Origin of the sequence: Rossellomorea sp. FM04394, from assembly GCF_041889765.1 — a bacterium.
Lineage (GTDB): Bacteria > Bacillota > Bacilli > Bacillales > Bacillaceae_B > Rossellomorea > Rossellomorea aquimaris_B.
The window spans coordinates 2,779,919-2,802,714 of the sequence record NZ_CP168654.1 but is presented as its reverse complement, the minus strand read 5'-3'; the positions used below and the strand labels follow the sequence as shown (position 1 = coordinate 2,802,714).

Here is a 22,796-nt window from a genome sequence, read left to right as displayed (position 1 = left end):
GTTAGCTGCATTTCTTCTTATTTATTTCATATCCTATACAATTACTTAATTTTAAAGACTTCTGGTTCATTTAGCAAATTATATGCTGATGACTTTTTTAATGGGAAAAATGAAAGCGTTTTATGCACGAGCATCTTCGTCATTATGTTGGCTTTAATTCTCATTCTTATTACCGATTTGTTTAACTGAGTATGATGAAAATTCTTCATTCTCTATGGAAGGGAAAGGTAAATAAGCGTAGGATGTGCTAAAATAAAGGCAGCATAGCTCATTTTAGGAGTGAATAAGTTGGAACTATTATTTTTAGGAACTGGGGCAGGGGTACCCGCTAAACTCCGAAATGTAACCAGTATTGCTTTGAAATTATTAGAAGAGCGCGGTGCGGTTTGGCTTTTTGATTGTGGAGAAGCAACGCAGCATCAAATTTTACATACTAGCTTGAAACCGAGAAGAATAGAAAAAATTTTCATCTCACACCTACACGGGGATCATATTTATGGATTGCCTGGGTTATTAGGGAGCCGCTCCTTCCAAGGTGGGGAGTCCCAGCTTACGGTATATGGACCCAAGGGAATCAAAGAGTATATCCACGTGTCTCTATCTGTCAGTCGGACGCATCTTCAATATCCCCTTGAAGTGATTGAGATCGAGGAAGGGGCCATCTTCGAAGATGAAGGATTTATAGTCGAGGCGAGGGAGCTGGATCATGCCTTGCCGACTTTCGGATACCGTGTGGTTGAAAAAGATAAACCGGGTGTCCTTCAAGTTGACCGATTAAAGGGGATAGGTATTCAACCTGGACCCGTCTACAAGAAATTAAAATCAGGCGAAACCGTCCAGTTGGAAGACGGCACAGAGCTCAATGGAAAGGATTTTCTTGGACCTTCGATTCCAGGGCGTGTTGTGACGATTCTTGGAGACACCAGGGTTTGTTCAAATGCTGTCGATTTAGGAAGGTCAGCAGATGTACTCATTCATGAAGCGACTTTCAATCGGGATCAGGAGGAAATGGCCCGTGAGTATTACCACTCGACGACAAAGCAAGCGGGGGAGACAGCTTTAGAAGCAGGGGCTAAATTGCTGTTTTTAACCCATATTTCCTCTCGATATGCCAAAGAGTCCTGGGAAGAGTTGGAGAGGGAAGCAAGGGAAGTGTTCCCTGATACGTATATAGCCAAGGATTTTATGGAATATGTCATACCTTTAAAGAAGTAGAGGGGTGAAGGGATGAAGACGATTTATATCGTACGTCACGCAAAAGCGGAAGGACAACCGCTTCATGCGCATTTAACGGAAAAAGGAAAGAATCAAGCGAACCAATTGGCTGCTTTTTTAAAAAAACGACCCATTCAAGCGATATATTCCAGTCCGTTTGTGAGAGCCGTTGAAACAATCGCTCCCTTTGCAAATCAGTCGGGATTAACCGTACAGGAAGATGATCGTTTAGGAGAAAGAATATTAAGTGATCATGATCTTCCTGATTGGATGGAAAAATTAAAAGACAGTTTTGAGGACTTTTCCCTTGCGTTACCAGGCGGAGAGTCGAATGATCAGGCGACGGAGAGAGCAAGGTCTTTTATAGAAGACATATTAAAAAAAGAAGAAGATCATATTGTCTGCGTGAGTCATGGAAACTTAACCACGCTGATTTTAAGACTGTTTGATGAGAAATACGGATATGATGAGCTGTTCGCCCTTTCCAATCCTGATGTGTATGTTGTAAAAGTCGAAGAAGACGGGGCATCTGTTCAACGGATATGGGAGTAAGTTCATAGAGGAAAAGGGGAGTACGAATGAAGGAAATCACATTTGACCATATTTATAATCCAGGACATGAAATAGGTGAGAATGAGCTTTATAAACATATTCATTTTCCAGAAATGTTAACAAGGTATGATAGTAACTTTCTTAAATTCAAAAAACATCCAACGCTGGCTGAATTTAAAGAGGCTGCCCTGTTCTTGAGGGAATTTCATCAATCAAAAGGCCAGAAGCATGTAAAGTTTCTTTTTCCTGACGATCATAAACCTTCAGAGGAATTGATGGATTATTTTAAGGATGAAGGATATGAGACAGGTTTCAATGAATTGTATCTTATCGAGCCAGGTCAATTCCCAATACTTGAAGACATCCCTGATATCGAAGTAAGGGAAGTGACCGAGGCGGAGCTCAATGCGTACCTTGCATTTCAATACGAGCAGGATTTGGAGTATGGCCCCGATTTTGCCGATCAAAAGGTGGATATGCATAAGAGGAATTTTCAGAATCCCCGTTTGGTGCAGCTACTCGCTTTCTATAAGGGGACCCCGGCCGGATCCGTGGATGTGATCATTGAAGATCATACAGCAGAAATCGATGGGCTGATGGTTCATGAAATGTTTCAAAAAAAGGGGATAGGGGCAAGGCTTCAACAGTTTGTGATGAAGCAATTCCCTGATAAGACCGTGATATTGGTAGCGGATGGGGAAGATACTCCGAGATTGATGTATCGAAAACAAAACTATCGTTGTTTAGGTTTCAGGTATGAGGTACAGAAGGTGTATGAGACTGAACAACCCGAATAGATGATGTTCAAAATGTGAGTTTTATTATATTGACATAATTGTTTTCATCGTGTATATTTTTCTATAATTTAATAATTTTTCCATTATCCAGAGAGGTGGAGGGACTGGCCCTTTGAAACCTCGGCAACAGACTTATTATAGTACTGTGCCAACTCCAGCAAGCATATCGCTTGAAAGATAAGGAGATCATTTTAGGTATGTTAGTTCATAGTTAAATCAGCCCTCTTCTTGTTTTCAAGAAGAGGGCTTTTTATTTTATTGAAAGGGGGAAGTTTTAAGAAGTTACCAGGGTACATATGTCAAGGACAATAATGATTGAGGAATTTACTAGGAGGAAAATAGTATGGGTTCGATAAAGAGAAAAATCAATAAGTATTTTGCTTTTATAATTTTATGTTTACTTTTAACAGCATGTAATCAAAATGCCACTTCAGATGTTAAACAAGGAAGTGAAGATCAGCAGGTTTTGCGTCTTGTTCAAACGGCTGAAATGCCGACATTGGATAGCTCTTTGACAACAGATACAGTGTCTGCCCAGGTACTGGCAAGTGTCGTTGAAGGCTTATTCGAACTGGACGAAGAGGATAATCCAAAGCCGGCAATAGCAGAGAGTTTCGATGTAAGTGAAGACCAGAAAACCTATACGTTTCATCTACGTAAAGACGCCAAGTGGTCAAATGGAGAGCCAGTCACAGCGGATGATTTCGTTTACTCTTGGAGACGGGGGGTTAATCCTGATACGGGGGCAGAGTATGCTTACATCCTATACGATATAAAAAATGCCGAAAAAATCAATACAGGAAAATCAGGACCGGACGAGCTGGGTGTGAAAGCTATCGATGTACATACTCTGGAAGTAGAATTAGAACATCCGGTTCCTTATTTCTTACAATTAACCACACTTCCAATGTTTGCGCCCCTCTCACAAGAGTATGTGGAAGATAGTGGATCTAAGTACGGCTTAGAAGCGGATACAACGTTATACAACGGACCATTTGTTGTGAAAGAATGGAAGCACGAGCAAAGCTATTTATTAGAAAAAAATAAACACTACTGGGATCACTCTGAAGTGAATCTGGATGCAATTGAAGTTGATATCGTAAAAGATTCTTCTACGGCGATAAACCTATTTAATACTGATGAAATTGATCAAGTGGTTCTATCGGCTGAATTAGTAGATCAATATAAGGAGAGCCCTGACTTCAAAAGCTTTTCCGACAGTAGAATGTTTTTCCTTAGACTAAATCAAAAAAATCCTATCTTATCGAAACAAAAAGCCAGAAGGGCAATCGATCTGGCATACAATAAAGAGGACTTGGTGAATGTGCTATTAAACGACGGGTCTTTGCCTGCCTATTATTTTGTTCCAAAGGGATTAACGAAAGGGCCTGATGGAAAGGACTTCAGAGATACCGTTGGACCCCTGAATGAAGGAACCCTAAAAGAAGCGCAAGCTCTGTGGAAGGAAGCAATGGATGAAGAAAACATTGATTCTATTGAAGTGGAATTACTTAATTACGACACGGAATCTTCCCGGAAAATCGGGGAGTATATTAAAAACCAATTAGAATCTAATCTCGAAGGGCTTACGATTAAAATCAAACAACAGCCTTTTAAACAAAAAATAGAATTGGAAAATAAAATGGAATATGAAATCAGTTTATCTGGATGGTCAGCTGATTATCCAGATCCAATGGCTTACCTTGATATGCTTCTATCAGAGAGTCCATTTAATCGGACTGGATTTGCAAATGAGAAGTTTGACTCGTTAATTTTAAAGTCGAAAGGAGAATTGTTAGAGAAACCAGAAGAGCGCTGGAAGGCTCTTCAAGAAGCAGAAAAAATCCTGTTTGAAAAAATGGCGATTTCACCGGTCTACCAAAAAGGTGTAGCCTATTTAGAAAAGGGTTCAGTGGAGAATGTATTCATTCATAAGTTTGGTGCTCAATATGGATATAAATACGCTTATTTAGAAAAATAGACCATACAAAGAAAGCGCTCAATTGGTTACCAATTGAGCGCTTTTTCCGTATTCTTACCAGCCGCGATCATACTGCTTAGGCGCTTCTATCTCTACACCCAACTCTTTGGCTGCCGTTCTTGGCCAGTATGGGTCACGAAGCAATTCACGAGCAAGTAAGACGAGGTCAGCACGCTCGTTTTGCAGGATTTCTTCTGCTTGTATACCTGTTGTAATCAGCCCGACTGCACCTGTATCGATCTTCGCTTCTTTTTTTATGGTCTCGGCAAGTTTCACCTGATAACCAGGGAACACTGGAATTCGCGCAGGTACAAGTGCACCGGAGCTTACGTCGATAAGATCGACTCCTTGTTCCTTCATCCATTGGGCAAACACAACATAGTCTTCAACGTCCAATCCTTCTTCGTTATAATCTTTGGCAGAAACACGAACGAGTAGAGGTCCGTCCCACACTTGTTGAATTCCATCGATGACTTCACGAAGGAAGCGGTAGCGGTTTTCTGCAGATCCACCGTATTCGTCGGTACGTTTATTGGATAGTGGAGACAGGAATTCGTTGATGAGATACCCATGTGCCCCATGAATTTCAATCACATCAAAGCCCGCTTTCTTCGCTCTTTCTGCTCCTTTAATGAATGCCGTTATAGTCTCTTTAATATCATTCGCCGTCATTTCAACGGGCATCTTCATCTCTTCATTAAATGGAATCGCAGATGGAGCAAGGATGTCTCCTTCAAGAACGGCTTTTCTTCCTGCGTGAGCAAGCTGAATCCCGGTCTTTGCCCCCTGTTCCTTGATCAAGCCCACTAACTCTTTCAACCCTTCAATATGTTCGTCATCCCAAATGCCTAAATCCTGCGGGGATATTCTCCCCTGGGGAGTGACCGCAGTTGCTTCTTGAATGATGAGGCCGACACCACCGACAGCACGGCTCGTATAGTGGGTGCGATGCCAGTTTTCAACTTTTCCATCTTCGTTATGGGAAGAATACATGCACATAGGTGCCATTACAATTCGATTCTTCAGTTCTACCTCTTTAAGCGAATATGGTTGAAATAGCTTTACGTTCATTTTAATCACCTTCCATGACGTGGTATTTATTTCGGGTTTCTAAATAGTACTACACATGAAGTATAACAACACCTTTTTTGTTCGGAAAGAAATGTGCTTTACTTCTTTTTTTGCTTCAGTTCCTTAAACGAATAAACTGTTCCACGCCATTCGATTCCGCCTCGTTTAAAGGTTAAAAACGTGGCTCGTCCTATGGAATAGATAAATAAAAGGGCGGTTACAGGTAATGCGAGAAAGAGAAGGGGAGTCTCCTTCGTCATCTGTTTAATGACCTTTAAATAGGTAATACCGATGAAAAGAATGATTATCATACTTACGATTCGAATCGGGGTCTCCCCTGAGAAAATCGTTATGAAAGGAAGTACAGTAGAGCAGAAGACTCCTAACATGGCAAACAATACAAGTAGAAAGGAATAATGAAGACCGGCAAACGTATTTTTTTCTAAGCCGTTAAAAGCTTCTTTCAATGAGCGATACCATTCCACCTCCAGAGACTTGAGGGCAGTGAGGAAGGATTGCTTTTTGTGGTGTTTCTTTATTTGGATCCCTAGCTGTAAATCATCATCGGGCATGTGCTTGATCCTCTCATGGGTACCTATTTCCTCATAAACAGATTTTGTGATGAGATTGAAGGCGCCAATGCCCATCCCTATCTTAGAGGAGGGGTCGTTTGCTTTCCAGGGTCGCTTATAAAAAGAAAAACCGAATAAGAAAAAAGCAACAAAGCTTTTTAGCCAGAAGGATTGTGATTTTATATGTGGAGCCAGTGTCAGGTGATCCAGCTTCTGTGTTCGAAGCAGGGACACTGCTTTTGTCAGGATGCTCGGATCATTAAAAATGACGTCGGCATCTGTGAAAAGGATGAGTTCTCCTTCTGATATCTGATACCCTTTATATAATGCCTGATTTTTCCCGAGCCATCCCTTTTCCAGTGAGTCGATATGAAGCACATTTATTCTCTTATCCATTTCCGTTAGTGCTTCGAGTTTTTCCGGAGTTCCGTCCGTTGAACGGTCATTGACGAGTATCCATTGGATCTGTTGATAATCCTGCTGCAGCTGAGAAAGAATGCTGTCCGTAATTGTCTCTTCTTCATTCCTAGCTGGAACAATCACGGATAGGAGTGGTCCATTACTTGATGGATGGAATAGCTCATCAATGGAAGAGATGTTAGATAAGCCCCTCCACACATCCATCCCGATAAAAATCCAGACAATAAGAACAGCACAAAGTAGGAGTAGTAGGAGGATCATTCTGTCGACCTTCTTTTTTGCTTTGATTTTATCAATGAAACATGAAAATTGCGAATCATGGTGGGTTAATAGCTTAGGACTGCTTCTTTAATTCTTTACCAAGTACCTCAGATCGGTCTTTCGCTGAAGAGACACATTGGAAAAACGCATCTCTTACCTGGTAGTCTTCCAATGTAGCAATCCCTGCCTCAGTCGTTCCACCTGGACTGGTTACGTTTCTCCTGAGTTCCCTGGCTTCTAAACCTGATTCTTCCATCATCGCACTTGCCCCTGCAATCGTTTGGGTAACGAGGTTTTTAGCGAGTTCCTCCTGCAAACCTAACTCTACTGCCGCATTCTTAAGTAATTCCGCTACATAATAGATATAAGCAGGACCGCTGCCTGATAGAGCCGTAATAAGGTCCAATTGTTCTTCCTTTACTTCCACTGCTGTTCCAACGGATTGAAATAACGCTGCCGTCCAATCCTTTTGAGCTTGGGAGAGATGTGGATTAAACGATACTGCCGTTGCCGATTTTCCCATGGCAGCACTTGTATTTGGCATCGCTCGAGCTATTGGTCCGTTATAACCAAGCTTGTCGCCTATATGTTCCATTGTGATTCCGGCTAAAACAGAAATGACCAATGTATCCGATGAAAGATAGGTGCTGATCGTCTCTGATGCTTCATGAAAGTCTTTCGGTTTCATGGCGAGAATGACGACATCGTATGAGGAATCATGATCTATCTGACGGACACCGAATTGATGGGCGATTTCTTCTAAACGCTGCTGGTTTGCCCGATTGGTTACATACACATTTTCATTCTTCAATACACCGGCTTTCAGTGCTCCACTCATTAAAGCGTGAGCTATCGAACCTGCTCCAATAAACAATGTCTTCATTCATTCATTCCTCCTCCATTTTTGAAAAAAAAACAGACCCCTTCATCCATAAAGGACGAAAGGGTCTCTCTTCCGTGGTACCACCTTGTTTTGTTCACCCCTCAATTGATGAAATGAACACACTTTTAGTTCCAAGTAACGCTGGAAAACGTTCTGCTTTAAGACGCTCAAAAGGCAGGTTCATAAATAGAGAGGACGACGGTGCCTTTCAGCCGGTGAGCACCGATCTCTAACATCATCTATTCATTACTAGTCTTTATCATCGCTTTTTCTTTTAGTGTTATGTAAAATTACTTACGGATAGTAAACGTATATTATAGGTGATTATCATAGAAAGATCGCATATTTGTCAAGTGTTTATTTCAGTCTATTCAATCAATTTAAAAATGACATTTGTTAGGAAAAAATGTACACTATTAAATGAAGAGTCATTCATTTTCTGTTAACGTAAGAGTAATGAATTTCTAGACGGGAAAAGCACGTGGGTCCGATCTTTTGTGTGCCTCTCCTTTTTTATTATGAAGAATGTGGTGAAAATATGACAACCTTAGTGAATAATATCGCAAAAATTACGCTGTCCACTCCTTTTGCAGTAGGAGATGTGAATGTTTATTTAGTGAAGGGGGACGCCTTGACATTGGTGGACGCTGGCCCCCTTACAGATACAGCCTGGTTACAACTGACCGAGCAATTGTCCCTTTTAGGTTATACACCTCACGATATTGAACAAATCGTTCTGACCCATCATCATCCGGATCATGCCGGGCTACTCGATCGGTTCTCTTCCTCTATTAAAATATTTGGGCACAACTATAACAAGTTTTGGCTGCATCGCGACGACTATTTTCATGAAGTGTATGATCGGTTTTTCCTTCAATTGTCCATTGAATCTGGATTGCCTAAAGAGTATCTTCAGTCCATTCATACATTTAAGAGTCCTTTGAAATTTATGGGGGATCGAAAATTAGATCATGAAATAAGAGAAGGGGACACCATTCCCGGAATGGAAGATTGGACGGTCATTGAAACGTTAGGACATGCTCAGAGTCACTTATCCTTTTACCGGGAGAGGGACGGTGTGTTGATAGCCGGAGATCATATACTCGCGAATATTTCCCCTAATCCACTCATTGAACCTCCTTTTGAAGGGGACCGCGAACGTTCAAAGCCATTGCTACAATACAATGCGTCTTTGAAAAAGTTATTGGATATTCCCATTTCCCTTGCCTACACAGGTCATGGGGACAATATTGAGGATGTTCACGGGTTAATTCCGAGGCGATTAGGGAAACAGGATGAAAGAGCACGAGGTGTGCTGGAAATGGTCAAAGGTAACCGCCTGACCGTATTCGACATATGTAAGACATTATTTCCTTCCGTATATCGAAAAGAACTTGGTCTGACTCTGTCTGAAACAATCGGGCAATTAGACTACCTGGAATCTCTTCACTACATAAAGAAAGAAATGCATGATGGAATCTATCATTATTTTGCCTAGAAAGATGTGACGATAAATGAACAGTAGAATAAAAGGAAAAACCATTGTGATTACCGGTGCCTCTGGAGGAATCGGGGAACAAATGGCCATTAAAGTAGCAGAAAATGGCGGGAATCTTGCTTTGATTGCTCGCCGTGTACATCTCCTGGAATCATTAAAAGAAAAGCTGACAGCAGAATTCAATTGTAAAGTAGCAGTATATCCTTTAAATGTAACGGATTACGACGAAATCCCACGCACCTTTACCACCATCCTGAAGGACTTTGGAGCGATTCACGCCTTGATCAATAACGCAGGCTATGGGATATTCCAGGAAGCACATCAAACATCATTTCAGGATGTAAAGGGAATGATGGATGTGAATGTCCTTGGGCTTATGGCATGTACCGGAGCAGTCCTTCCTTATATGCGTCAACAAGGTTCTGGTCATATCATCAACATCGCCTCTCAGGCAGGTAAGTTCGCTTCACCAAAGTCGAGTGCGTACTCTGCCTCTAAGCATGCTGTATTAGGATATACAAATAGCCTGAGAATGGAAGCCAAAAGATACGGGGTAAAGGTGACAGCGGTTAATCCTGGTCCGATAGCCACAGACTTTTTCTCCATTGCCGATGAATCCGGGACATATGTTAAAAATGTGGAAAAGTATATGCTTGATCCGAAAGAAGTCGCTCAAAAGGTGGTAGGGTCCCTTTTTACCAACAGGCGGGAAATTAATTTGCCCAGATGGATGAATATGGGTAGTGTGTTCTATCAATTATTCCCATCTTTTGTAGAGAAAGTAGGAAATACCCTTTTTTTCAAAAAATAGTGAAACCTAATCATGCTTTCGTCCGTCTAATCTAATAAGGGGGGAGTCTATGAAGAAGAGTTTGTCTGTTTTGATACTTTGTTTCTTTTTTCTATTCACTGGCTGCGGGTCTTCGACATCTGTAAATACATCTCAAGCCAGCGCAAATCTCATAGGCTTTGTTACCCAGATCGAAAGCAATCAAGTGCTTATCAATGATGTTTGGTTTTCTTTTGATGACCAAACCGTCATGAAGACAGATAAGGAAAAAAAACTACATAAAGAAGATATTCAAATCGGGAAAAAAATAAATGTGACATTTAATGGTAAGCTCCAGGAGTCATTCCCTCGCAGAGCTTCTGCCGATCTATTGATTTTTCTGACGGATCAACAAAGTAAAACCGAAGAACGCGCCGTTACATTAGTCATGAAAGACCCTCGATTTTCACAAGTCGTTATACAATCCATTGAAAAAAATCCCACAGGCTTATATTCATTACGATTCAAAGACCTCTCCATTAACAGAGATGTACACGTCATTGTGAATGTGGACAATGACCGGGTGATCGTGCCCATTCATACATCTACAAAATGACAAAGAAGAAAGCGTTGGTTTATAAACCAATGCTTTCTTCTTTGTGATCAAATGCTTTTATTCCAGCTGATCCAGGATCGTTTTCGTTACGAGACGGCCCATATTTCCACCTCACCTTGAGATTACACCGGATAAAATAAGGGTATGCATCATGGAGCGGCAAATATTTATGATTTTCTAGCCTAAACGGCTAGAATTTTTGTTTCAGAGGAAAACTATTACTATTGTTGGAAAAAGGATGTGGATGTATGATAGGGATTCTTTTGGCCCTGATCCCCGCAATAGCATGGGGGAGTCTTGTGTTTGTAAGTGTAAAACTTGGAGGGAATGCTTATAGCCAAACGGTTGGAATCACCATTGGTTCCTTGCTGTTTGCCATAGGCGTTTTCTTCATCAAATCCCCGGAATTGACGTTATTTGTTTGGGGGATCGGCTTCATTTCAGGCGTCTTCTGGGCAGTCGGTCAAGTCAATCAGTTAGCGAGTGTAAAGTTCATCGGAGTTGCGAAAACCGTTCCGATTTCAACGGGAATGCAGCTGATTGGAACGACTCTTTTTGGCGTTTTAGTGTTTAAAGAATGGAAAACAACTGAGACGATCCTCCTCGGAAGCGGGGCCGTTTTAGCTCTTATTATTGGTGTTATATTAACCTCGTTCACTCAAAAATCCGAGGGTGATGATCAATCTCAGCTTAAAAAGGGTTTACTGACTTTATTGCTATCCAGCTGTGGATACATAGCCTATGTCGTCATTTTAAGATGGTTTGATATTGACGGCTGGGAAGCCATTTTACCACAGGCGATCGGAATGTTCATCGGGGCCGTTGTCATCACTTTCAGGCATAAGCCCTTTACAAAATATACTATACGCAATATTTTAACCGGTCTTATGTGGGCATCGGGGAATCTGGGATTGCTTCTAGCCCTTCCCCGCATCGGAGTGGCTACAAGCTTCTCCCTGTCCCAGACGGGAATCGTCATTTCTACCCTTGGAGGTTTGTTTTTCTTAGGTGAAAAGAAATCCAGGAAGCAGATTCTTCTTGTTATTGCAGGATGTATTCTGATCATTATCGGTGGCGTTCTATTAGGCTTCACGAAAGATTAAGGAGGAATGAAAATGTATTCAGATTTAAAGGGTAAGGTTGTCATTATCACGGGGGCTGCCACAGGCATAGGGAAGGCGATTGCCAAACGGTTTGCCAGTGAAGGCTGTAAGGTGGTCATCAATTATTTTAAAGAAGAAGAAAATCCTGAAGAACTGGTAAAGGAAATTGAAGAAGCCGGGGGGACCGCCTCCATCATTCAGGGGGATGTGTCAAAAGAAGAAGACGTTCAGGGTTTTGTCCGCTTTGCCCACGATACGTATGGCCGTCTTGATCTCTACGTGAATAATGCGGGGATCGAAAATGAAGTTCCGTCTGAAAACCTGCCAATTGAAGATTGGCAAAGGGTCATCAATACGAACTTAACAGGCACATTTCTTGGATGCCGTGAAGCGGCGAAATACATGCTCGAGCACAAAATCAAGGGATCGATCATCAATGTTTCTTCCGTGCATGAAATCATCCCTTGGCCCCACTTTGCTCACTATGCAGCCAGTAAGGGTGGGGTGAAATTATTAATGGAAAGTCTTGCATTAGAATTCGCACCGGATGGAATCCGGGTAAACAATATTGCTCCGGGTGCCATTGATACACCCATCAATGCCGAGAAATTTTCCGATCCCGAAAAGAAAAAGGGAGTGGAAAAGCTCATTCCCATGGGGTATATCGGGGAACCCGAACAGGTTGCTTCCTGCGCGGCTTTTCTCGCCTCCGATCAGGCAAGCTACGTTACCGGAACGACACTCATTGCCGATGGGGGCATGACGAAATATCCGGGATTCCAAGCCGGAAAAGGCTGATGCATAAATAGGAAAAGGCCAAAATCACCAAGTGATTTTGGCCTTTTCCATTGTATTTTGAGTGTAAGTATTTTTAATCCACTATGGTGATGATTGGTGGTTTTTCTAAGTATTTCATGAAGTTGGGAACGTCATCTCCGACTGCTTTCCACTCTTCTGACTTGAAGGCCTCTTTCATATCCGCTTTGTTTTCAAACTCGATCTCCGTTACTAAATAGAGCGACAAATCCGTATTTTGATTGGATAATACCCGCTGTACATTCGCATTTTTTACATGAGGTACCTTTCCTGCGATCGGCATATGGGTGTTGAAGTAATATTCCTCGAACGCTTCCTGATCCTTCGGTTTTTCATACATCACAATCACTTTCGCCATGTTACGCCTCCCTAGTCCTGTTAATGTGTGTTCATTTGAATTTTAGCAATTATAGGAAAATACGACTATGTATTTCATGACAAAAATATCGACATAATCTGACTCGTGTTTCACTTTTAGGGCTTGTCGGGCCTTCCCAAGCCGCCTCCGCTTTTCTTTTTATTCTCTCGGTTTCCATTTATTTAAGTTGAAAGGGAACGTATATTCGGTTAAAATCATAGATATACTATATGAGAACGTTTGTTCTACTTAGGTAAAATGGAGGACGAAGATATGACTGTCGATTACAGTGTGCTGCCACACCACAAGATTTTGTGCATCGATATGAAGAGCTTTTATGCTAGCTGTTCGGCTGTCATGGAGGGGCTGGATCCCCTTGAATGCCACTTGGCTGTAGTCGGGGATAAAAGTCGGCAGGGAAGTATTGTGCTGGCGGCCTCGCCCAGGATGAAGAAGGACTTTGGGATCAAAACGGGGTCGCGGATGTTTGAAATTCCAAACGACCCGCGCATCCGGCTTGTAGAGCCGAAAATGGCGACGTATGTCCGGATTTCCACGGAGCTGACCCGCCTGTTTCATCGTTATGTGCCGAAGGATGCCATCCATACGTACAGCGTGGATGAAAGCTTCATCAAGATTGATGGAGCGACGAGTCTCTGGGGAGACGCGACCACCATCGCCCGCAAAATCAAAGATGATATGGAAAGGGAATTTCAGCTTCCATGCGCCATAGGAATCGGACCCAATATGCTCTTGTCCAAGCTGTGCCTGGATCTTGAAGCAAAGAAAAAGGGGGTTGCCGAGTGGACATATGAAGACGTCCCTGAAAAGCTGTGGCCACTGTCACCACTCCGTGAAATGTGGGGGATAGGCGGACGTCTTGAGAAGACCCTCAATCGCATGGGCATTTTCTCTATCGGCCAATTGGCGAAGTATGACCTGGAAAAGCTTGAGGCGAAGTTCGGTGTGATGGGCAATCAGCTTTATTACCATGCATGGGGGGTGGATCTATCTGAAATCGGGGCCCCGATCATGGATGGGCAGGTCAGCTTCGGCAAGGGGCAGATTCTACTGCGGGACTATAAGGAGAAAAAAGAAATCAAACGCGTCATTTTAGAAATGTGCGAAGAAGTCGCAAGACGCGCCCGGACCCACCGCAAGGCAGGCAGGACCATCAGCTTTGGGATTGGCTACAGCCACGAAGAATTCGGCGGGGGGTTCCACCGGTCACGGACGATAGAGGAACCGACCAACATCACCATGGATCTGTACCGGGTCTGCCTGGAATTATTCGAAGAAAATTACAATGGAAAAACCGTACGGAAAATCAACATCGCCCTTTCGAATATCGTAGAGGACGGGGCGCTGCAGGTTTCACTTTTCGAACCGGACCGCTGGGAAAGGCGGGAACTTGGGTATGTAGTGGATCGCATCCGGAACAAATACGGGTCAGGCGCCCTGCTCCGCGCGGTTTCCTATACGGAAGCCGGGACAGCAAGGCATCGTGCCCGTCTGGTGGGCGGACATAAATCGTAAGGAATAGAGAGGTGAGAGTATTGATCCGCGATCGAGGAAGAATCAAATGGACATCCATGATGCTGCCCGAGCATGTGAAACTCTTAAGGGATTGGGCAAAGGAAGATACGTACGAAAAGAGGATCGAACTTGACGAGCAGGAGCTGGACAGGATGAATGAAGTCGTGGCAGAGGCGATGGAGTTTGGTAGAATGGTATCGATTACCCACTACACGAAGCATCGTCATCAATTATCGATTGGAACCGTTCATCATGCCGACCCGCTGGATGGGAAGCTCCACGTCGTAGACAGGTTCGAAGACGTACACTATATTCCGCTTGCAAGCATCGTGGACATTCGCTTTTTTGATTGATGTTCCAATGAAAAGAGAGACTTCGGGTGAAGTCTCTCTTTTCGTAGCATTCATTCTTCGTCCAATACCTTTTCGGCACGCACACATGATTCAAATTTCCCTTTGTGAGAAGCGTCGCAAAACGGCATGTTGGTTGATAAACCGCAGCGGCAAAGAGTAAACACTTGTTTAGTTGGAAATACATTTCCGTCGGCATCAATCAGTTCCACATCGCCGCTTACGCGAAAAGAACCGTTATCATTCACTTTAATTTGAGCTTTTGTCATGAAAACCCACCCTTTCTAGAAAATACAAAAGAATCCCCACTATCGATAGTAAGGTGAAAAGAGTAAAAAAGCAATATTCTAAAGGAATCAAATGAAATATGATAGGATAAGGGACAGAGGAGGTCGTCGAATGAAAATCCAACTAACGAACGAAGCAACCCGAAAGATTCAAGATAAAATCGGGACACAAAAGGGTCACCTGAAATTAAAATACGATACAGAAGGCTGCGGCTGTGTGGTGAGCGGCATTCCTACCTTATGGTTTGTCCATCAACCAGTTAAAGGTGAAGATATAAAAATAGAAACCAACACCTTACCGATCCTTGTAGAAAAGTCAAAAATGGTCTTTCTTGATGAAGAACTGAAGATTGATTTTTCTTCGCAAAGCAATACATTCCAATTAAAAAGCCCGGGGCAGATCATAAATGGGAGAATGAACTTTCTGATGTTTCCAGGGGAATGAAAAGAAACGAAGCTGACTCTTAGTTAGATCAAAGGGTCAGCTCATTTTCCCTCATCAACTCGTCAAACATCATGGCCATAGAAACCCCGGTTTTCCATCCACCCCATCCATCCTCTACAGACCAGGACGCAGAAAGAATCGAATGACAGAACCCGTATCGGATCAAACGCCCATAAGAGAGGGAAAGAAGGCAAGCGATAGTCCGGGTCCTGTATCGGAGCAGCTCCAAAGGCACCTCCCATTTCTTCCATTCATTCAACATAAACTGAATGCAGTCATATTCCCGCTCGCCGATGAGTCCTTTTGGATCGATGGCCGTCCATCCTGAAGACTCCGAGTAGAGTATATTCCCGTGATGAAGATCACCGTGCAAGAGAAAGAGATCTGTGGAAGTACCGAGCAACTCAGGAAAAAGGTCTTCAGCTTTCAAGACGAGCTCTTCAGGAATGGGCCCGCTTCCTCCCTTGAATCTTTCACGGAGCCGGCCGATTCCTTCTGACCAGGAGTGGACCGTAGGGTAGGGATGAGAGCTGACAGGCCGATGCCAGAGTCGCTCGGCCACACGGGAGAACACATGCAGGACCTCTACTTCATCCATAACGGAGTGCAGGGGAGTTCCAGGGATCAGGCGCTCTAATAAAATCCATCCCTCTTCCTTATGAAAATCTATGACCTCCACCATGCCCTTCCCTTGGAAATCCCGAAGCGCATGAAACTCATTGGAAAAATCGTTGTTCGGATATCCGACCTTCAGAACGGCATCCCGTTCATTCCCGATCTGGACCGGTACCACAAAGTTATAGCTCAATGAATAAGGCTCACCGTAGGTTAGGTGGAACCGATTCTTTAAGGACAGCAGCAGCTCTTCCACGTTCGAAAGCCACCCTGCACCTGACTCGCCATACATGGTTTGCATTTTTGATTTGAAATCAGCAGGAATCAAGAGACAACATCCTTTTCGTTTAGCACAAATTGTTTTAGAAACCGTTGGATCAGCTCTTCGTATTGTTCAGGATTGTCATTATACGATTGGGCGTGGGTCCCGTGGAAATCGAGGAAAAGCTCCTTTGGGCCCTGCTTTTTTTCGAACAGCTCCTTTGTCATTTGAGGCAGGATAAAGTCATCATTTTTGCTGTGAATGAATAACACGGGCTTTTGGATGTTTTGGACAACCGAAATAGGTGATAAATCCTTTAAAGTATACCCTTGCCGGAGCTTTAGCGTCCGATTGACGAGGGGAAGAAGGAATCTTGCAGGCATCTTCACTTCTACACTCATGCGGTAAGAGAGCTGTTCACCAAAGTCGGAGAAAGGACAGTCGGCAATGTAAAAATCCGCCCGGTCTTCCACGCTGCCGGCATAAAGGAGCAGGGTGGCTGCACCCATGGACTCCCCATGGATTCCGAAGAAGACATCCTCCCCTTCACGACGGATCAGCTCATCCACCACGGCCTTTAGATCATATTTTTCAAAATATCCGTAGCTTGTCGTCTTCCCGCCGGATTCCCCATGACGCCTGTGGTCATAAATCACGGCATTGAATCCCTGTTTGAGGAAGAGATTCATATATTTGATCGAGTTCCATTTATTTTCCGTCACACCATGGGAAAAGATCATGAATTTATTATGGGGGTGGGGCTTCACGAAGACCGCTTTAATGTCATAACCGTATCGGGAAGGGATCAGCACCTCTTCTTTAGGAAGGGAGTCATATTCCTCTTCAATCAGCCGGGTAGATTCCGTTTCACGTGCCCGGATGAAGTCATCCCCTTTTTTCGGTAAATACATAAATCGATTGGTAATATAAACGCCAAGCAGACCGATAGAGGAAAGGGTTCCGCCCAGGATCGCCAGTTTTTTTCTCATCGTCATCACCTCTGGGAAAATCATTTACTCATATTGTAGCAAATGAAGGAAAAAAGAGGAATTTTGAAGGGGAAATAAAAAAGGTGCCTCTGGGAGAGACACCTTTTCAGGTATGGAACTTACGATTTAGCATTTTGTCCTTTAGTAGGATGAATGGCTTTATCCAGTTCTTCTTTCGCTATGGTATGTGAAACTGTATCTGCATTGGGTTTTCCTTTTTGACTGAATCCTTTATCGCGTTTTTGGCTCATGTGACTCATCTCCTTAAGGGTTATCTGGTATAGAATGCTCTAAGAAGAGGGGACGTATTCACGATTGATTCAATTCATACAGGCGGTAGTAACCGCTTTCAATCGGGCGGCTGACATGGGGCTTCACAAGCTCAATGGCCACTGCAAGCTTCTCGGGATCCACACCTGTGGAAATCCCCATTTCTTCCAACATGTACACTACATCCTCAGTCGCTACATTCCCTGTTGCACCAGGGGCAAAAGGACAGCCCCCGAGTCCCCCGGCGGAAGTGTCGAAGCGGTCGATCCCCGCTTGCAGCGACGCTAGGATATTAGCGAGTGCCATCTTCCGTGTGTCATGGAAATGCGCTGTCAGTAATGTGTGGGGTAATTCCTGTTTCAGCAAAGCAAACAGATCATGGGCTTCTAAAGGATTAGCTTGACCAATCGTATCAGCGACACTTAATTCGTCCACACCTAAAGAAACAAATTTCTTACATAGAGAAAGGGTGTCCTCCGGTAAGATTTTTCCTTCATATGGACAGTAGAAAGCGGTAGAGATACAGGCTCTTACGAAGTAGCCCCGTTCTTTCAGCCCAGAAATAAGAGGAGCCAGGCCCTCAAGGGCTTCATTCGTTGTCTTGTTGATGTTTTTCTGATTAAAGGTGTTACTTACGCCTACGAATACTGCCACGGACCTGCAGCCTGTTTCATAGACCCGTTCAATCCCTCTTTGATTAGGAGCAAGAACAATATCCCGGGAATCGATTGTCATGCAGGAGTCGACAATCTCACTGGCATCCTGCATTTGCGGAACCCATTTTGGAGAAACAAACGAAGTCAGCTCCATTTCCTTGATTCCCGCTTGTTTCAAGCGAAGGATAAATTCTTTTTTCACGTCCGTCGGGACAAAATTCTTTTCATTTTGCAACCCGTCTCTCGGGCCAACTTCAATAATCGTAGCTTTTTTAGGTAAATGCATCATTTCACTCCTCCCTCTTCATTTTAAGAAAATTTCGACATATAAATCAATATAAAAATTTTTTGACAAATTTAGAGGAATTTAACCGCTTACATAGAATGAGTTAAAGTGGAACTGTTTTTAAAGGTAAATACGTGCAAATCGATCAGTCAGAAGAGAAAGGGAGGAAGAAAGATGTCGAATGAAGTCGTCATTGTCAGTGCAGTACGCACAGCCATCGGAAGTTTTAACGGATCATTAAAAGGCATTTCAGCTTCGGAACTTGGAGCGATTGTGATTAAAGAGGCTTTAGAGAAGGCTGGTTTAAATGGAGCCGATGTAGACGAAGTGATCATGGGGAATGTGTTGCAGGCAGGGTTAGGTCAAAATCCGGCCCGTCAAGCATCCATCAAAGCGGGACTGCCTGAGCATGTACCGGCCTTGACCATCAATAAAGTGTGTGGATCAGGATTGAAAACGGTCCACCTGGCAACGCAGGCCATCCTTTCCGGGGATGCAGATATCATCGTTGCAGGTGGAATGGAAAATATGAGTCAGGCTCCATATTTACTAAAAGGAGCAAGAGAAGGATACAAAATGGGTGACCAGAAGGTGGTCGACAGCATGATCTCCGACGGCTTATGGTGTGCCTTTAATGATTATCATATGGGTGTGACGGCAGAAAATCTATGTGACCGTTATTCTCTTACAAGGGAAGAACAGGACGAATTTGCGGCCTGGAGCCAGCAAAAGGCTGCTGCTGCCATTGAATCCGGCCGATTTGATGATGAAATTGTCCCGGTACATATCCCTCAGCGAAAAGGAGACCCTGTGGTATTCAAGCAGGATGAATTCCCCCGTAAAGGGTCGACTGCCGAGAAGCTTTCCGGTCTTCGGGCTGCATTCAAAAAAGATGGCAGTGTAACAGCAGGAAATGCATCCGGCATCAATGATGGGGCTGCTGCCGTTGTCGTCATGTCGAAGAAGAAAGCCGATGAACTGGGCATCACGCCACTGGTGACGATCAAAGGGAACGCCAATGCCGGTGTCGATCCAAGCGTTATGGGGATCGGTCCTGTTGCTGCGGTTAAGAAGGTATTGGAAAAAACAAAGCTGACGATTGAGGATATGGAATTAATTGAAGCAAATGAAGCATTTGCCGCCCAATCATTAGCGGTGGATAAAGAACTTCAATTCAAAAGGGATGCCCTCAATGTGAATGGGGGAGCCATCGCGCTGGGCCATCCGATTGGAGCAAGTGGAACGCGGATTCTTGTGACGCTGATTCATGAAATGAAGAAAAGAGGCGTCCAGAACGGTCTCGCTACCCTTTGCATCGGTGGGGGACAGGGCGTTGCAACTGTCGTTGAACTTCACAAATAAGTAAAGACCGCGAAAACTAGATTCGAGGAGGGAATACAATGAAACAAGTGTACACTTCATATGACGAAGCGGTGGCAGACATCCACGATGGAGCCACTTTAATGGTTGGAGGATTCGGTCTGTGCGGGATCCCTGAAAAACTCATTCTTGCCCTTGTAGAAAAAGGTGTGAAAAACCTGACCGTCATTTCAAATAATTGTGGTGTAGACGACTGGGGCTTAGGTTTATTATTGAAAAATAAGCAGATTGATAAAATGATAGGCTCCTATGTCGGGGAAAACAAAGAATTTGAAAGACAGGTCCTATCTGGTGAGCTGGAAGTGGAATTGGTTCCTCAAGGAACGCTTGCTGAGAAGATCCGCGCCGGGGGAGCAGGGATTCCTGCATTCTACACGCCGGCGGGAGTCGGGACACCGGTAGCCGAAGGGAAAGAAACACGCACATTTAATGGAAAAGAATATTTGCTGGAAGAAGCCTACACAGCAGATTTCTCCCTTGTTAGAGCGTGGAAGGCCGATAAGATGGGGAATCTGATCTACAACAAAACGGCTCAAAACTTTAACCCGATGATCGCGGCTGCAGGAAAAGTGACGATTGCCGAGGTAGAAGAGCTTGTTGAAATCGGGGACATCAATCCGAATGAAGTTCATACACCAAGCATATACGTGCAGCGACTGATTCAAGCTGAGCAAGAAAAACGCATTGAAAGAAGAACAGTAAAACAAGCATAGAAGGGAGAGTGGAACGGGATGGATCGTGCCAAAATGCGTGAAAGAATAGCAAGAAGAGCGGAAAAGGAAATTGAAGATGGTTTCTATGTCAACTTAGGAATCGGGATGCCTACACTGGTAGCCAACTATATCACAGAAAACAAACAGGTTGTACTTCAATCTGAAAATGGATTACTCGGAATAGGACCATATCCAGCCGAAGAAGAAGTAGATGCAGACCTCATCAACGCAGGGAAAGAAACCGTTACAGCCATTCCAGGCTCCTCTTACTTTGATAGTTCGGAGTCATTCGGGATGATTCGCGGAGGACATATCAATATCGCCATCCTGGGTGGAATGGAGGTAGCCGAAAACGGTGACCTTGCCAACTGGATGATCCCTGGGAAAATGATCAAAGGTATGGGCGGAGCGATGGATCTCGTTCACGGAGCCCAGCGTATTATCGTCATCATGGAGCATGTCAATAAAGCAGGTGAAAGTAAGATCCTGAAAGAATGCACCTTGCCACTGACAGGAAAAGGCGTTGTGCACCGGATCATCACGGATCGCGCTGTGATGGATGTCACGGATGAAGGCTTACTGCTTCGTGAAGTAGCGGACGGCTTCTCTGTGGAAGACATCCAATCATCCACGGATGCGACGTTGATCGTTGATGAAGACGTGAAACTGGAAGCCTATTAATGTTGAGAGCTGGTTAAAAGGGATGGACACTCCTTTTGGCCGGCTTTTTATTTTTAGTGGAGTAAATCCCAAACCCTCAACTTTGACTATATTCAAAAAAAGATTTATAACTATGACAGATAGGGGGAATCACCACATGTCCAAGAAAAAGAAACAGGAAGCAGAATTGACATTAAAGAATTCAATCAACCAGGATCTCTTCGAACAATTAAAGCAAAAGAAGGAAGAACTTGAAAAAGTAGAGTCTGTGAAAAAAGAAGAAGAGCGTCTTCGTAAAATAGAAGAGAAAAAGCAGCGGGAAAAGAATAAGAGTTTTGAAGAGCTACTGAATGAAAGCAATATGAATTGGAAGAATTACAAGGATTGATGAGAGATGTGGAAGTAGTGCCTCATCAAGCGGACAAAAAAATAAGCAGGCAGGGAATGAATAACCCTGACCTGCTTATTTTTTGCACATTATTCCCTGTGCTGCTCATAACGGGATAACTTTGTCAGCTGTTTAAGCATGTCTACCTCCTCAGGAGATAATGGTGATGCATTCACAGCATCGATATTCTCCTGAAGCTGTTGGATAGAACTTGCCCCGGGAATCACGGCAGCGACCGAATCATGGGCGAGATCATATTGAAGGGCAAGTTCGTTCATTGAACGGGTGTCTCCCATTTTTCCATGAATGGACTCTATCGTCTCTTGAAGCTCTTGATAAGAATAGTCGAGATACCCGTTTTCTTTCATTTTGGCAGAAGCTTTGGAAAGCATCTTTTCCGATAGTAGTCCTTTTGCCAAAGGCCCCCGGGCAATGACGCCCACTTTGTTCTCATCCAGCAAGTCCATCCATTCTTCAGGACGGCGATCCAGTAAGCTGTACTGCATCATCACGCTTTCAATGGAAGAACTCTTCAGGAATCGCTTAATGACATTCGGCCGAATGGAGGAGATTCCATAATGGCGAATCAAACCTTCACTCTTTAATTCTTCAAAAGCCTCGATCGTTTCTTCAAAATGATCTTCAATCGTCCCGCCATGAAGCTGATAAAGGTCGATATAGTCTACTTTCATGCGGGATAAGCTTTTCTTAACAGCAGACTTGATATAGGATTTGGAAGGGTCCCAGCGCCAGCCATCTTCCACGTCATCCCAGCGATTTCCTACCTTTGTGGCAAGAATAACGTCATCACGGACCTCACGGATGGCTTTCCCCACAATCTCTTCATTTTGACCAAAGTCATATAAATCAGCAGTATCGAGATAATTGATCCCATTTTTTAAAGCATGTTGCACAATTTCCTTGGCAGCTTTCTGTTCGGTTCCGAGTGACATACAACCGAGTCCCATTTTTGATACAAATAAATCCGAGTTTCCTATTTGTCTTTTTTCCATTGTATCCGTCCTTTCGACATTAGCACTCTCTATT

The 22,796-nt window shown here is 43.7% G+C and carries 26 protein-coding genes, 1 riboswitch and 1 other annotated feature; of the genes, 16 read left to right on the top strand and 10 right to left on the bottom strand.

The genetic code is table 11. The features are described 5' to 3' along the window. Positions 1-288: 288 nt before the first annotated feature. The 4 genes from rnz to ACCB35_RS14205 all read left to right on the top strand — a co-directional run bounded on the left by rnz (position 289) and on the right by ACCB35_RS14205 (position 4,545). Positions 289-1,215, top strand: coding sequence for a ribonuclease Z (gene rnz / locus ACCB35_RS14220; protein WP_374054242.1), 927 nt, complete (start codon positions 289-291; stop codon positions 1,213-1,215). A 12-nt stretch (positions 1,216-1,227) separates the two neighbouring features. Continuing rightward, positions 1,228-1,767 carry a histidine phosphatase family protein gene (locus tag ACCB35_RS14215; RefSeq protein WP_374054241.1) on the top strand — a complete coding sequence of 180 codons (540 nt, stop codon included), beginning with the start codon at positions 1,228-1,230 and terminating at the stop codon, positions 1,765-1,767. 26 nt (positions 1,768-1,793) lie between these two features. Further along, the gene (locus ACCB35_RS14210; RefSeq protein WP_374054240.1) at positions 1,794-2,564 is read left to right on the top strand and encodes a GNAT family N-acetyltransferase; all 771 of its coding nucleotides are present in this window, start codon (positions 1,794-1,796) and stop codon (positions 2,562-2,564) included. 80 nt (positions 2,565-2,644) lie between these two features. Continuing rightward, positions 2,645-2,748, top strand: a riboswitch (SAM riboswitch). A 168-nt stretch (positions 2,749-2,916) separates the two neighbouring features. Next, positions 2,917-4,545, top strand: a complete 1,629-nt coding sequence (locus ACCB35_RS14205; RefSeq protein WP_374057029.1) for a peptide ABC transporter substrate-binding protein — start codon at positions 2,917-2,919, stop codon at positions 4,543-4,545. 54 nt (positions 4,546-4,599) lie between these two features. On the opposite strand, the gene namA is transcribed toward ACCB35_RS14205, so the two are convergent. The 3 genes from namA to proC all read right to left on the bottom strand — a co-directional run bounded on the left by namA (position 4,600) and on the right by proC (position 7,752). Then, complete coding sequence (gene namA, locus ACCB35_RS14200) at positions 4,600-5,616, bottom strand: NADPH dehydrogenase NamA (RefSeq protein WP_374054239.1); 1,017 nt, start codon at positions 5,614-5,616, stop codon at positions 4,600-4,602. 98 nt (positions 5,617-5,714) lie between these two features. Beyond that, entirely contained in the window at positions 5,715-6,869 is a 1,155-nt protein-coding gene (locus tag ACCB35_RS14195; protein WP_374054238.1) for a glycosyltransferase, read from the bottom strand. Between the two features lie 73 nt (positions 6,870-6,942). After that, entirely contained in the window at positions 6,943-7,752 is an 810-nt protein-coding gene (gene proC, locus ACCB35_RS14190; RefSeq protein ID WP_374054237.1) for a pyrroline-5-carboxylate reductase, read from the bottom strand. A gap of 48 nt (positions 7,753-7,800) precedes the next feature. After that, positions 7,801-8,024: a binding site (T-box leader), on the bottom strand. Positions 8,025-8,290: 266 nt separating this feature from the next. Between proC and ACCB35_RS14185 the strand changes: the two genes are divergently transcribed. The 5 genes from ACCB35_RS14185 (at position 8,291) to ACCB35_RS14165 (ending at position 12,536) form a co-directional block, all read left to right on the top strand. Next, on the top strand, positions 8,291-9,250 hold the full coding sequence (locus ACCB35_RS14185) for an MBL fold metallo-hydrolase (protein ID WP_374054236.1): 960 nt from the start codon (positions 8,291-8,293) through the stop codon (positions 9,248-9,250). A 16-nt stretch (positions 9,251-9,266) separates the two neighbouring features. Further along, positions 9,267-10,061: an SDR family NAD(P)-dependent oxidoreductase gene (locus tag ACCB35_RS14180; protein WP_374054235.1), complete on the top strand. Its 795-nt coding sequence runs from the start codon at positions 9,267-9,269 to the stop codon at positions 10,059-10,061. 49 nt (positions 10,062-10,110) lie between these two features. Then, positions 10,111-10,635: a hypothetical protein gene (locus tag ACCB35_RS14175; RefSeq protein ID WP_374054234.1), complete on the top strand. Its 525-nt coding sequence runs from the start codon at positions 10,111-10,113 to the stop codon at positions 10,633-10,635. A gap of 251 nt (positions 10,636-10,886) precedes the next feature. After that, on the top strand, positions 10,887-11,738 hold the full coding sequence (locus ACCB35_RS14170; protein ID WP_044340155.1) for a GRP family sugar transporter: 852 nt from the start codon (positions 10,887-10,889) through the stop codon (positions 11,736-11,738). 12 nt (positions 11,739-11,750) lie between these two features. Next, positions 11,751-12,536, top strand: a complete 786-nt coding sequence (locus tag ACCB35_RS14165; protein ID WP_374054233.1) for a glucose-1-dehydrogenase — start codon at positions 11,751-11,753, stop codon at positions 12,534-12,536. Positions 12,537-12,609: 73 nt separating this feature from the next. Here ACCB35_RS14165 and ACCB35_RS14160 read toward each other — a convergent pair whose 3' ends face one another. Next, positions 12,610-12,912: an EthD family reductase gene (locus ACCB35_RS14160; RefSeq protein ID WP_374054232.1), complete on the bottom strand. Its 303-nt coding sequence runs from the start codon at positions 12,910-12,912 to the stop codon at positions 12,610-12,612. A gap of 273 nt (positions 12,913-13,185) precedes the next feature. Between ACCB35_RS14160 and ACCB35_RS14155 the strand changes: the two genes are divergently transcribed. Beyond that, positions 13,186-14,448 (top strand): UV damage repair protein UvrX, encoded by a 1,263-nt coding sequence (locus ACCB35_RS14155; RefSeq protein WP_374054231.1) that lies wholly within the window; start codon positions 13,186-13,188, stop codon positions 14,446-14,448. Between the two features lie 20 nt (positions 14,449-14,468). Further along, a complete protein-coding gene (locus ACCB35_RS14150) occupies positions 14,469-14,801 on the top strand; it encodes a YolD-like family protein (protein ID WP_374054230.1) in 333 nt (110 codons plus the stop codon). 50 nt (positions 14,802-14,851) lie between these two features. Here the strand turns inward: ACCB35_RS14150 and ACCB35_RS14145 are convergent, their stop codons facing one another. Further along, positions 14,852-15,067 carry a CDGSH iron-sulfur domain-containing protein gene (locus tag ACCB35_RS14145; protein ID WP_034758155.1) on the bottom strand — a complete coding sequence of 72 codons (216 nt, stop codon included), beginning with the start codon at positions 15,065-15,067 and terminating at the stop codon, positions 14,852-14,854. Between the two features lie 130 nt (positions 15,068-15,197). Here ACCB35_RS14145 and ACCB35_RS14140 point away from each other — a divergent pair, with 130 nt between their 5' ends. Next, a complete protein-coding gene (locus tag ACCB35_RS14140; RefSeq protein WP_374054229.1) occupies positions 15,198-15,530 on the top strand; it encodes an iron-sulfur cluster biosynthesis family protein in 333 nt (110 codons plus the stop codon). 28 nt (positions 15,531-15,558) lie between these two features. Here the strand turns inward: ACCB35_RS14140 and ACCB35_RS14135 are convergent, their stop codons facing one another. The 4 genes from ACCB35_RS14135 to ACCB35_RS14120 form a co-directional block, all read right to left on the bottom strand. Then, the gene (locus ACCB35_RS14135) at positions 15,559-16,446 is read right to left on the bottom strand and encodes an aminoglycoside phosphotransferase family protein (protein WP_374054228.1); all 888 of its coding nucleotides are present in this window, start codon (positions 16,444-16,446) and stop codon (positions 15,559-15,561) included. Positions 16,447-16,469: 23 nt separating this feature from the next. Continuing rightward, positions 16,470-17,396, bottom strand: a complete 927-nt coding sequence (locus ACCB35_RS14130) for an alpha/beta hydrolase (RefSeq protein ID WP_374054227.1) — start codon at positions 17,394-17,396, stop codon at positions 16,470-16,472. Between the two features lie 119 nt (positions 17,397-17,515). Then, complete coding sequence (locus ACCB35_RS14125; protein ID WP_257141176.1) at positions 17,516-17,647, bottom strand: hypothetical protein; 132 nt, start codon at positions 17,645-17,647, stop codon at positions 17,516-17,518. A 58-nt stretch (positions 17,648-17,705) separates the two neighbouring features. Then, on the bottom strand, positions 17,706-18,608 hold the full coding sequence (locus tag ACCB35_RS14120; RefSeq protein ID WP_374057028.1) for a hydroxymethylglutaryl-CoA lyase: 903 nt from the start codon (positions 18,606-18,608) through the stop codon (positions 17,706-17,708). Between the two features lie 174 nt (positions 18,609-18,782). Between ACCB35_RS14120 and ACCB35_RS14115 the strand changes: the two genes are divergently transcribed. The 4 genes from ACCB35_RS14115 to ACCB35_RS14100 all read left to right on the top strand — a co-directional run bounded on the left by ACCB35_RS14115 (position 18,783) and on the right by ACCB35_RS14100 (position 21,749). Next, positions 18,783-19,970, top strand: coding sequence for an acetyl-CoA C-acetyltransferase (locus ACCB35_RS14115; RefSeq protein ID WP_374054226.1), 1,188 nt, complete (start codon positions 18,783-18,785; stop codon positions 19,968-19,970). A gap of 38 nt (positions 19,971-20,008) precedes the next feature. Continuing rightward, positions 20,009-20,701 (top strand): CoA transferase subunit A, encoded by a 693-nt coding sequence (locus ACCB35_RS14110; RefSeq protein WP_044340101.1) that lies wholly within the window; start codon positions 20,009-20,011, stop codon positions 20,699-20,701. Between the two features lie 18 nt (positions 20,702-20,719). Further along, positions 20,720-21,382, top strand: a complete 663-nt coding sequence (locus ACCB35_RS14105; protein WP_374054225.1) for a CoA transferase subunit B — start codon at positions 20,720-20,722, stop codon at positions 21,380-21,382. Between the two features lie 136 nt (positions 21,383-21,518). Next, positions 21,519-21,749 (top strand): YqkE family protein, encoded by a 231-nt coding sequence (locus tag ACCB35_RS14100; RefSeq protein WP_082051340.1) that lies wholly within the window; start codon positions 21,519-21,521, stop codon positions 21,747-21,749. 89 nt (positions 21,750-21,838) lie between these two features. On the opposite strand, the gene ACCB35_RS14095 is transcribed toward ACCB35_RS14100, so the two are convergent. Next, positions 21,839-22,762, bottom strand: coding sequence for an aldo/keto reductase (locus tag ACCB35_RS14095; RefSeq protein ID WP_374054224.1), 924 nt, complete (start codon positions 22,760-22,762; stop codon positions 21,839-21,841). Positions 22,763-22,796: the final 34 nt, after the last annotated feature.

Bases quoted from the DNA above. Each gene is read 5' to 3' on its own strand.
- ACCB35_RS14105 (WP_374054225.1), top strand. From the start codon at position 20,720: ATGGATCGTGCCAAAATGCGTGAAAGAATAGCAAGAAGAGCGGAAAAG.
- ACCB35_RS14100 (WP_082051340.1), top strand. From the start codon at position 21,519: ATGTCCAAGAAAAAGAAACAGGAAGCAGAATTGACATTAAAGAATTCA.
- ACCB35_RS14165 (WP_374054233.1), top strand. From the start codon at position 11,751: ATGTATTCAGATTTAAAGGGTAAGGTTGTCATTATCACGGGGGCTGCC.
- ACCB35_RS14140 (WP_374054229.1), top strand. From the start codon at position 15,198: ATGAAAATCCAACTAACGAACGAAGCAACCCGAAAGATTCAAGATAAA.
- ACCB35_RS14180 (WP_374054235.1), top strand. From the start codon at position 9,267: ATGAACAGTAGAATAAAAGGAAAAACCATTGTGATTACCGGTGCCTCT.
- ACCB35_RS14130 (WP_374054227.1), bottom strand. From the start codon at position 17,396: ATGAGAAAAAAACTGGCGATCCTGGGCGGAACCCTTTCCTCTATCGGT.
- ACCB35_RS14160 (WP_374054232.1), bottom strand. From the start codon at position 12,912: ATGGCGAAAGTGATTGTGATGTATGAAAAACCGAAGGATCAGGAAGCG.
- ACCB35_RS14110 (WP_044340101.1), top strand. From the start codon at position 20,009: ATGAAACAAGTGTACACTTCATATGACGAAGCGGTGGCAGACATCCAC.
- ACCB35_RS14120 (WP_374057028.1), bottom strand. From the start codon at position 18,608: ATGCATTTACCTAAAAAAGCTACGATTATTGAAGTTGGCCCGAGAGAC.
- ACCB35_RS14185 (WP_374054236.1), top strand. From the start codon at position 8,291: ATGACAACCTTAGTGAATAATATCGCAAAAATTACGCTGTCCACTCCT.
- ACCB35_RS14095 (WP_374054224.1), bottom strand. From the start codon at position 22,762: ATGGAAAAAAGACAAATAGGAAACTCGGATTTATTTGTATCAAAAATG.
- proC (WP_374054237.1), bottom strand. From the start codon at position 7,752: ATGAAGACATTGTTTATTGGAGCAGGTTCGATAGCTCACGCTTTAATG.
- ACCB35_RS14145 (WP_034758155.1), bottom strand. From the start codon at position 15,067: ATGACAAAAGCTCAAATTAAAGTGAATGATAACGGTTCTTTTCGCGTA.
- ACCB35_RS14210 (WP_374054240.1), top strand. From the start codon at position 1,794: ATGAAGGAAATCACATTTGACCATATTTATAATCCAGGACATGAAATA.
- ACCB35_RS14215 (WP_374054241.1), top strand. From the start codon at position 1,228: ATGAAGACGATTTATATCGTACGTCACGCAAAAGCGGAAGGACAACCG.
- ACCB35_RS14155 (WP_374054231.1), top strand. From the start codon at position 13,186: ATGACTGTCGATTACAGTGTGCTGCCACACCACAAGATTTTGTGCATC.
- ACCB35_RS14135 (WP_374054228.1), bottom strand. From the start codon at position 16,446: ATGCAAACCATGTATGGCGAGTCAGGTGCAGGGTGGCTTTCGAACGTG.
- ACCB35_RS14195 (WP_374054238.1), bottom strand. From the start codon at position 6,869: ATGATCCTCCTACTACTCCTACTTTGTGCTGTTCTTATTGTCTGGATT.
- ACCB35_RS14175 (WP_374054234.1), top strand. From the start codon at position 10,111: ATGAAGAAGAGTTTGTCTGTTTTGATACTTTGTTTCTTTTTTCTATTC.
- ACCB35_RS14115 (WP_374054226.1), top strand. From the start codon at position 18,783: ATGTCGAATGAAGTCGTCATTGTCAGTGCAGTACGCACAGCCATCGGA.
- ACCB35_RS14125 (WP_257141176.1), bottom strand. From the start codon at position 17,647: ATGAGCCAAAAACGCGATAAAGGATTCAGTCAAAAAGGAAAACCCAAT.
- namA (WP_374054239.1), bottom strand. From the start codon at position 5,616: ATGAACGTAAAGCTATTTCAACCATATTCGCTTAAAGAGGTAGAACTG.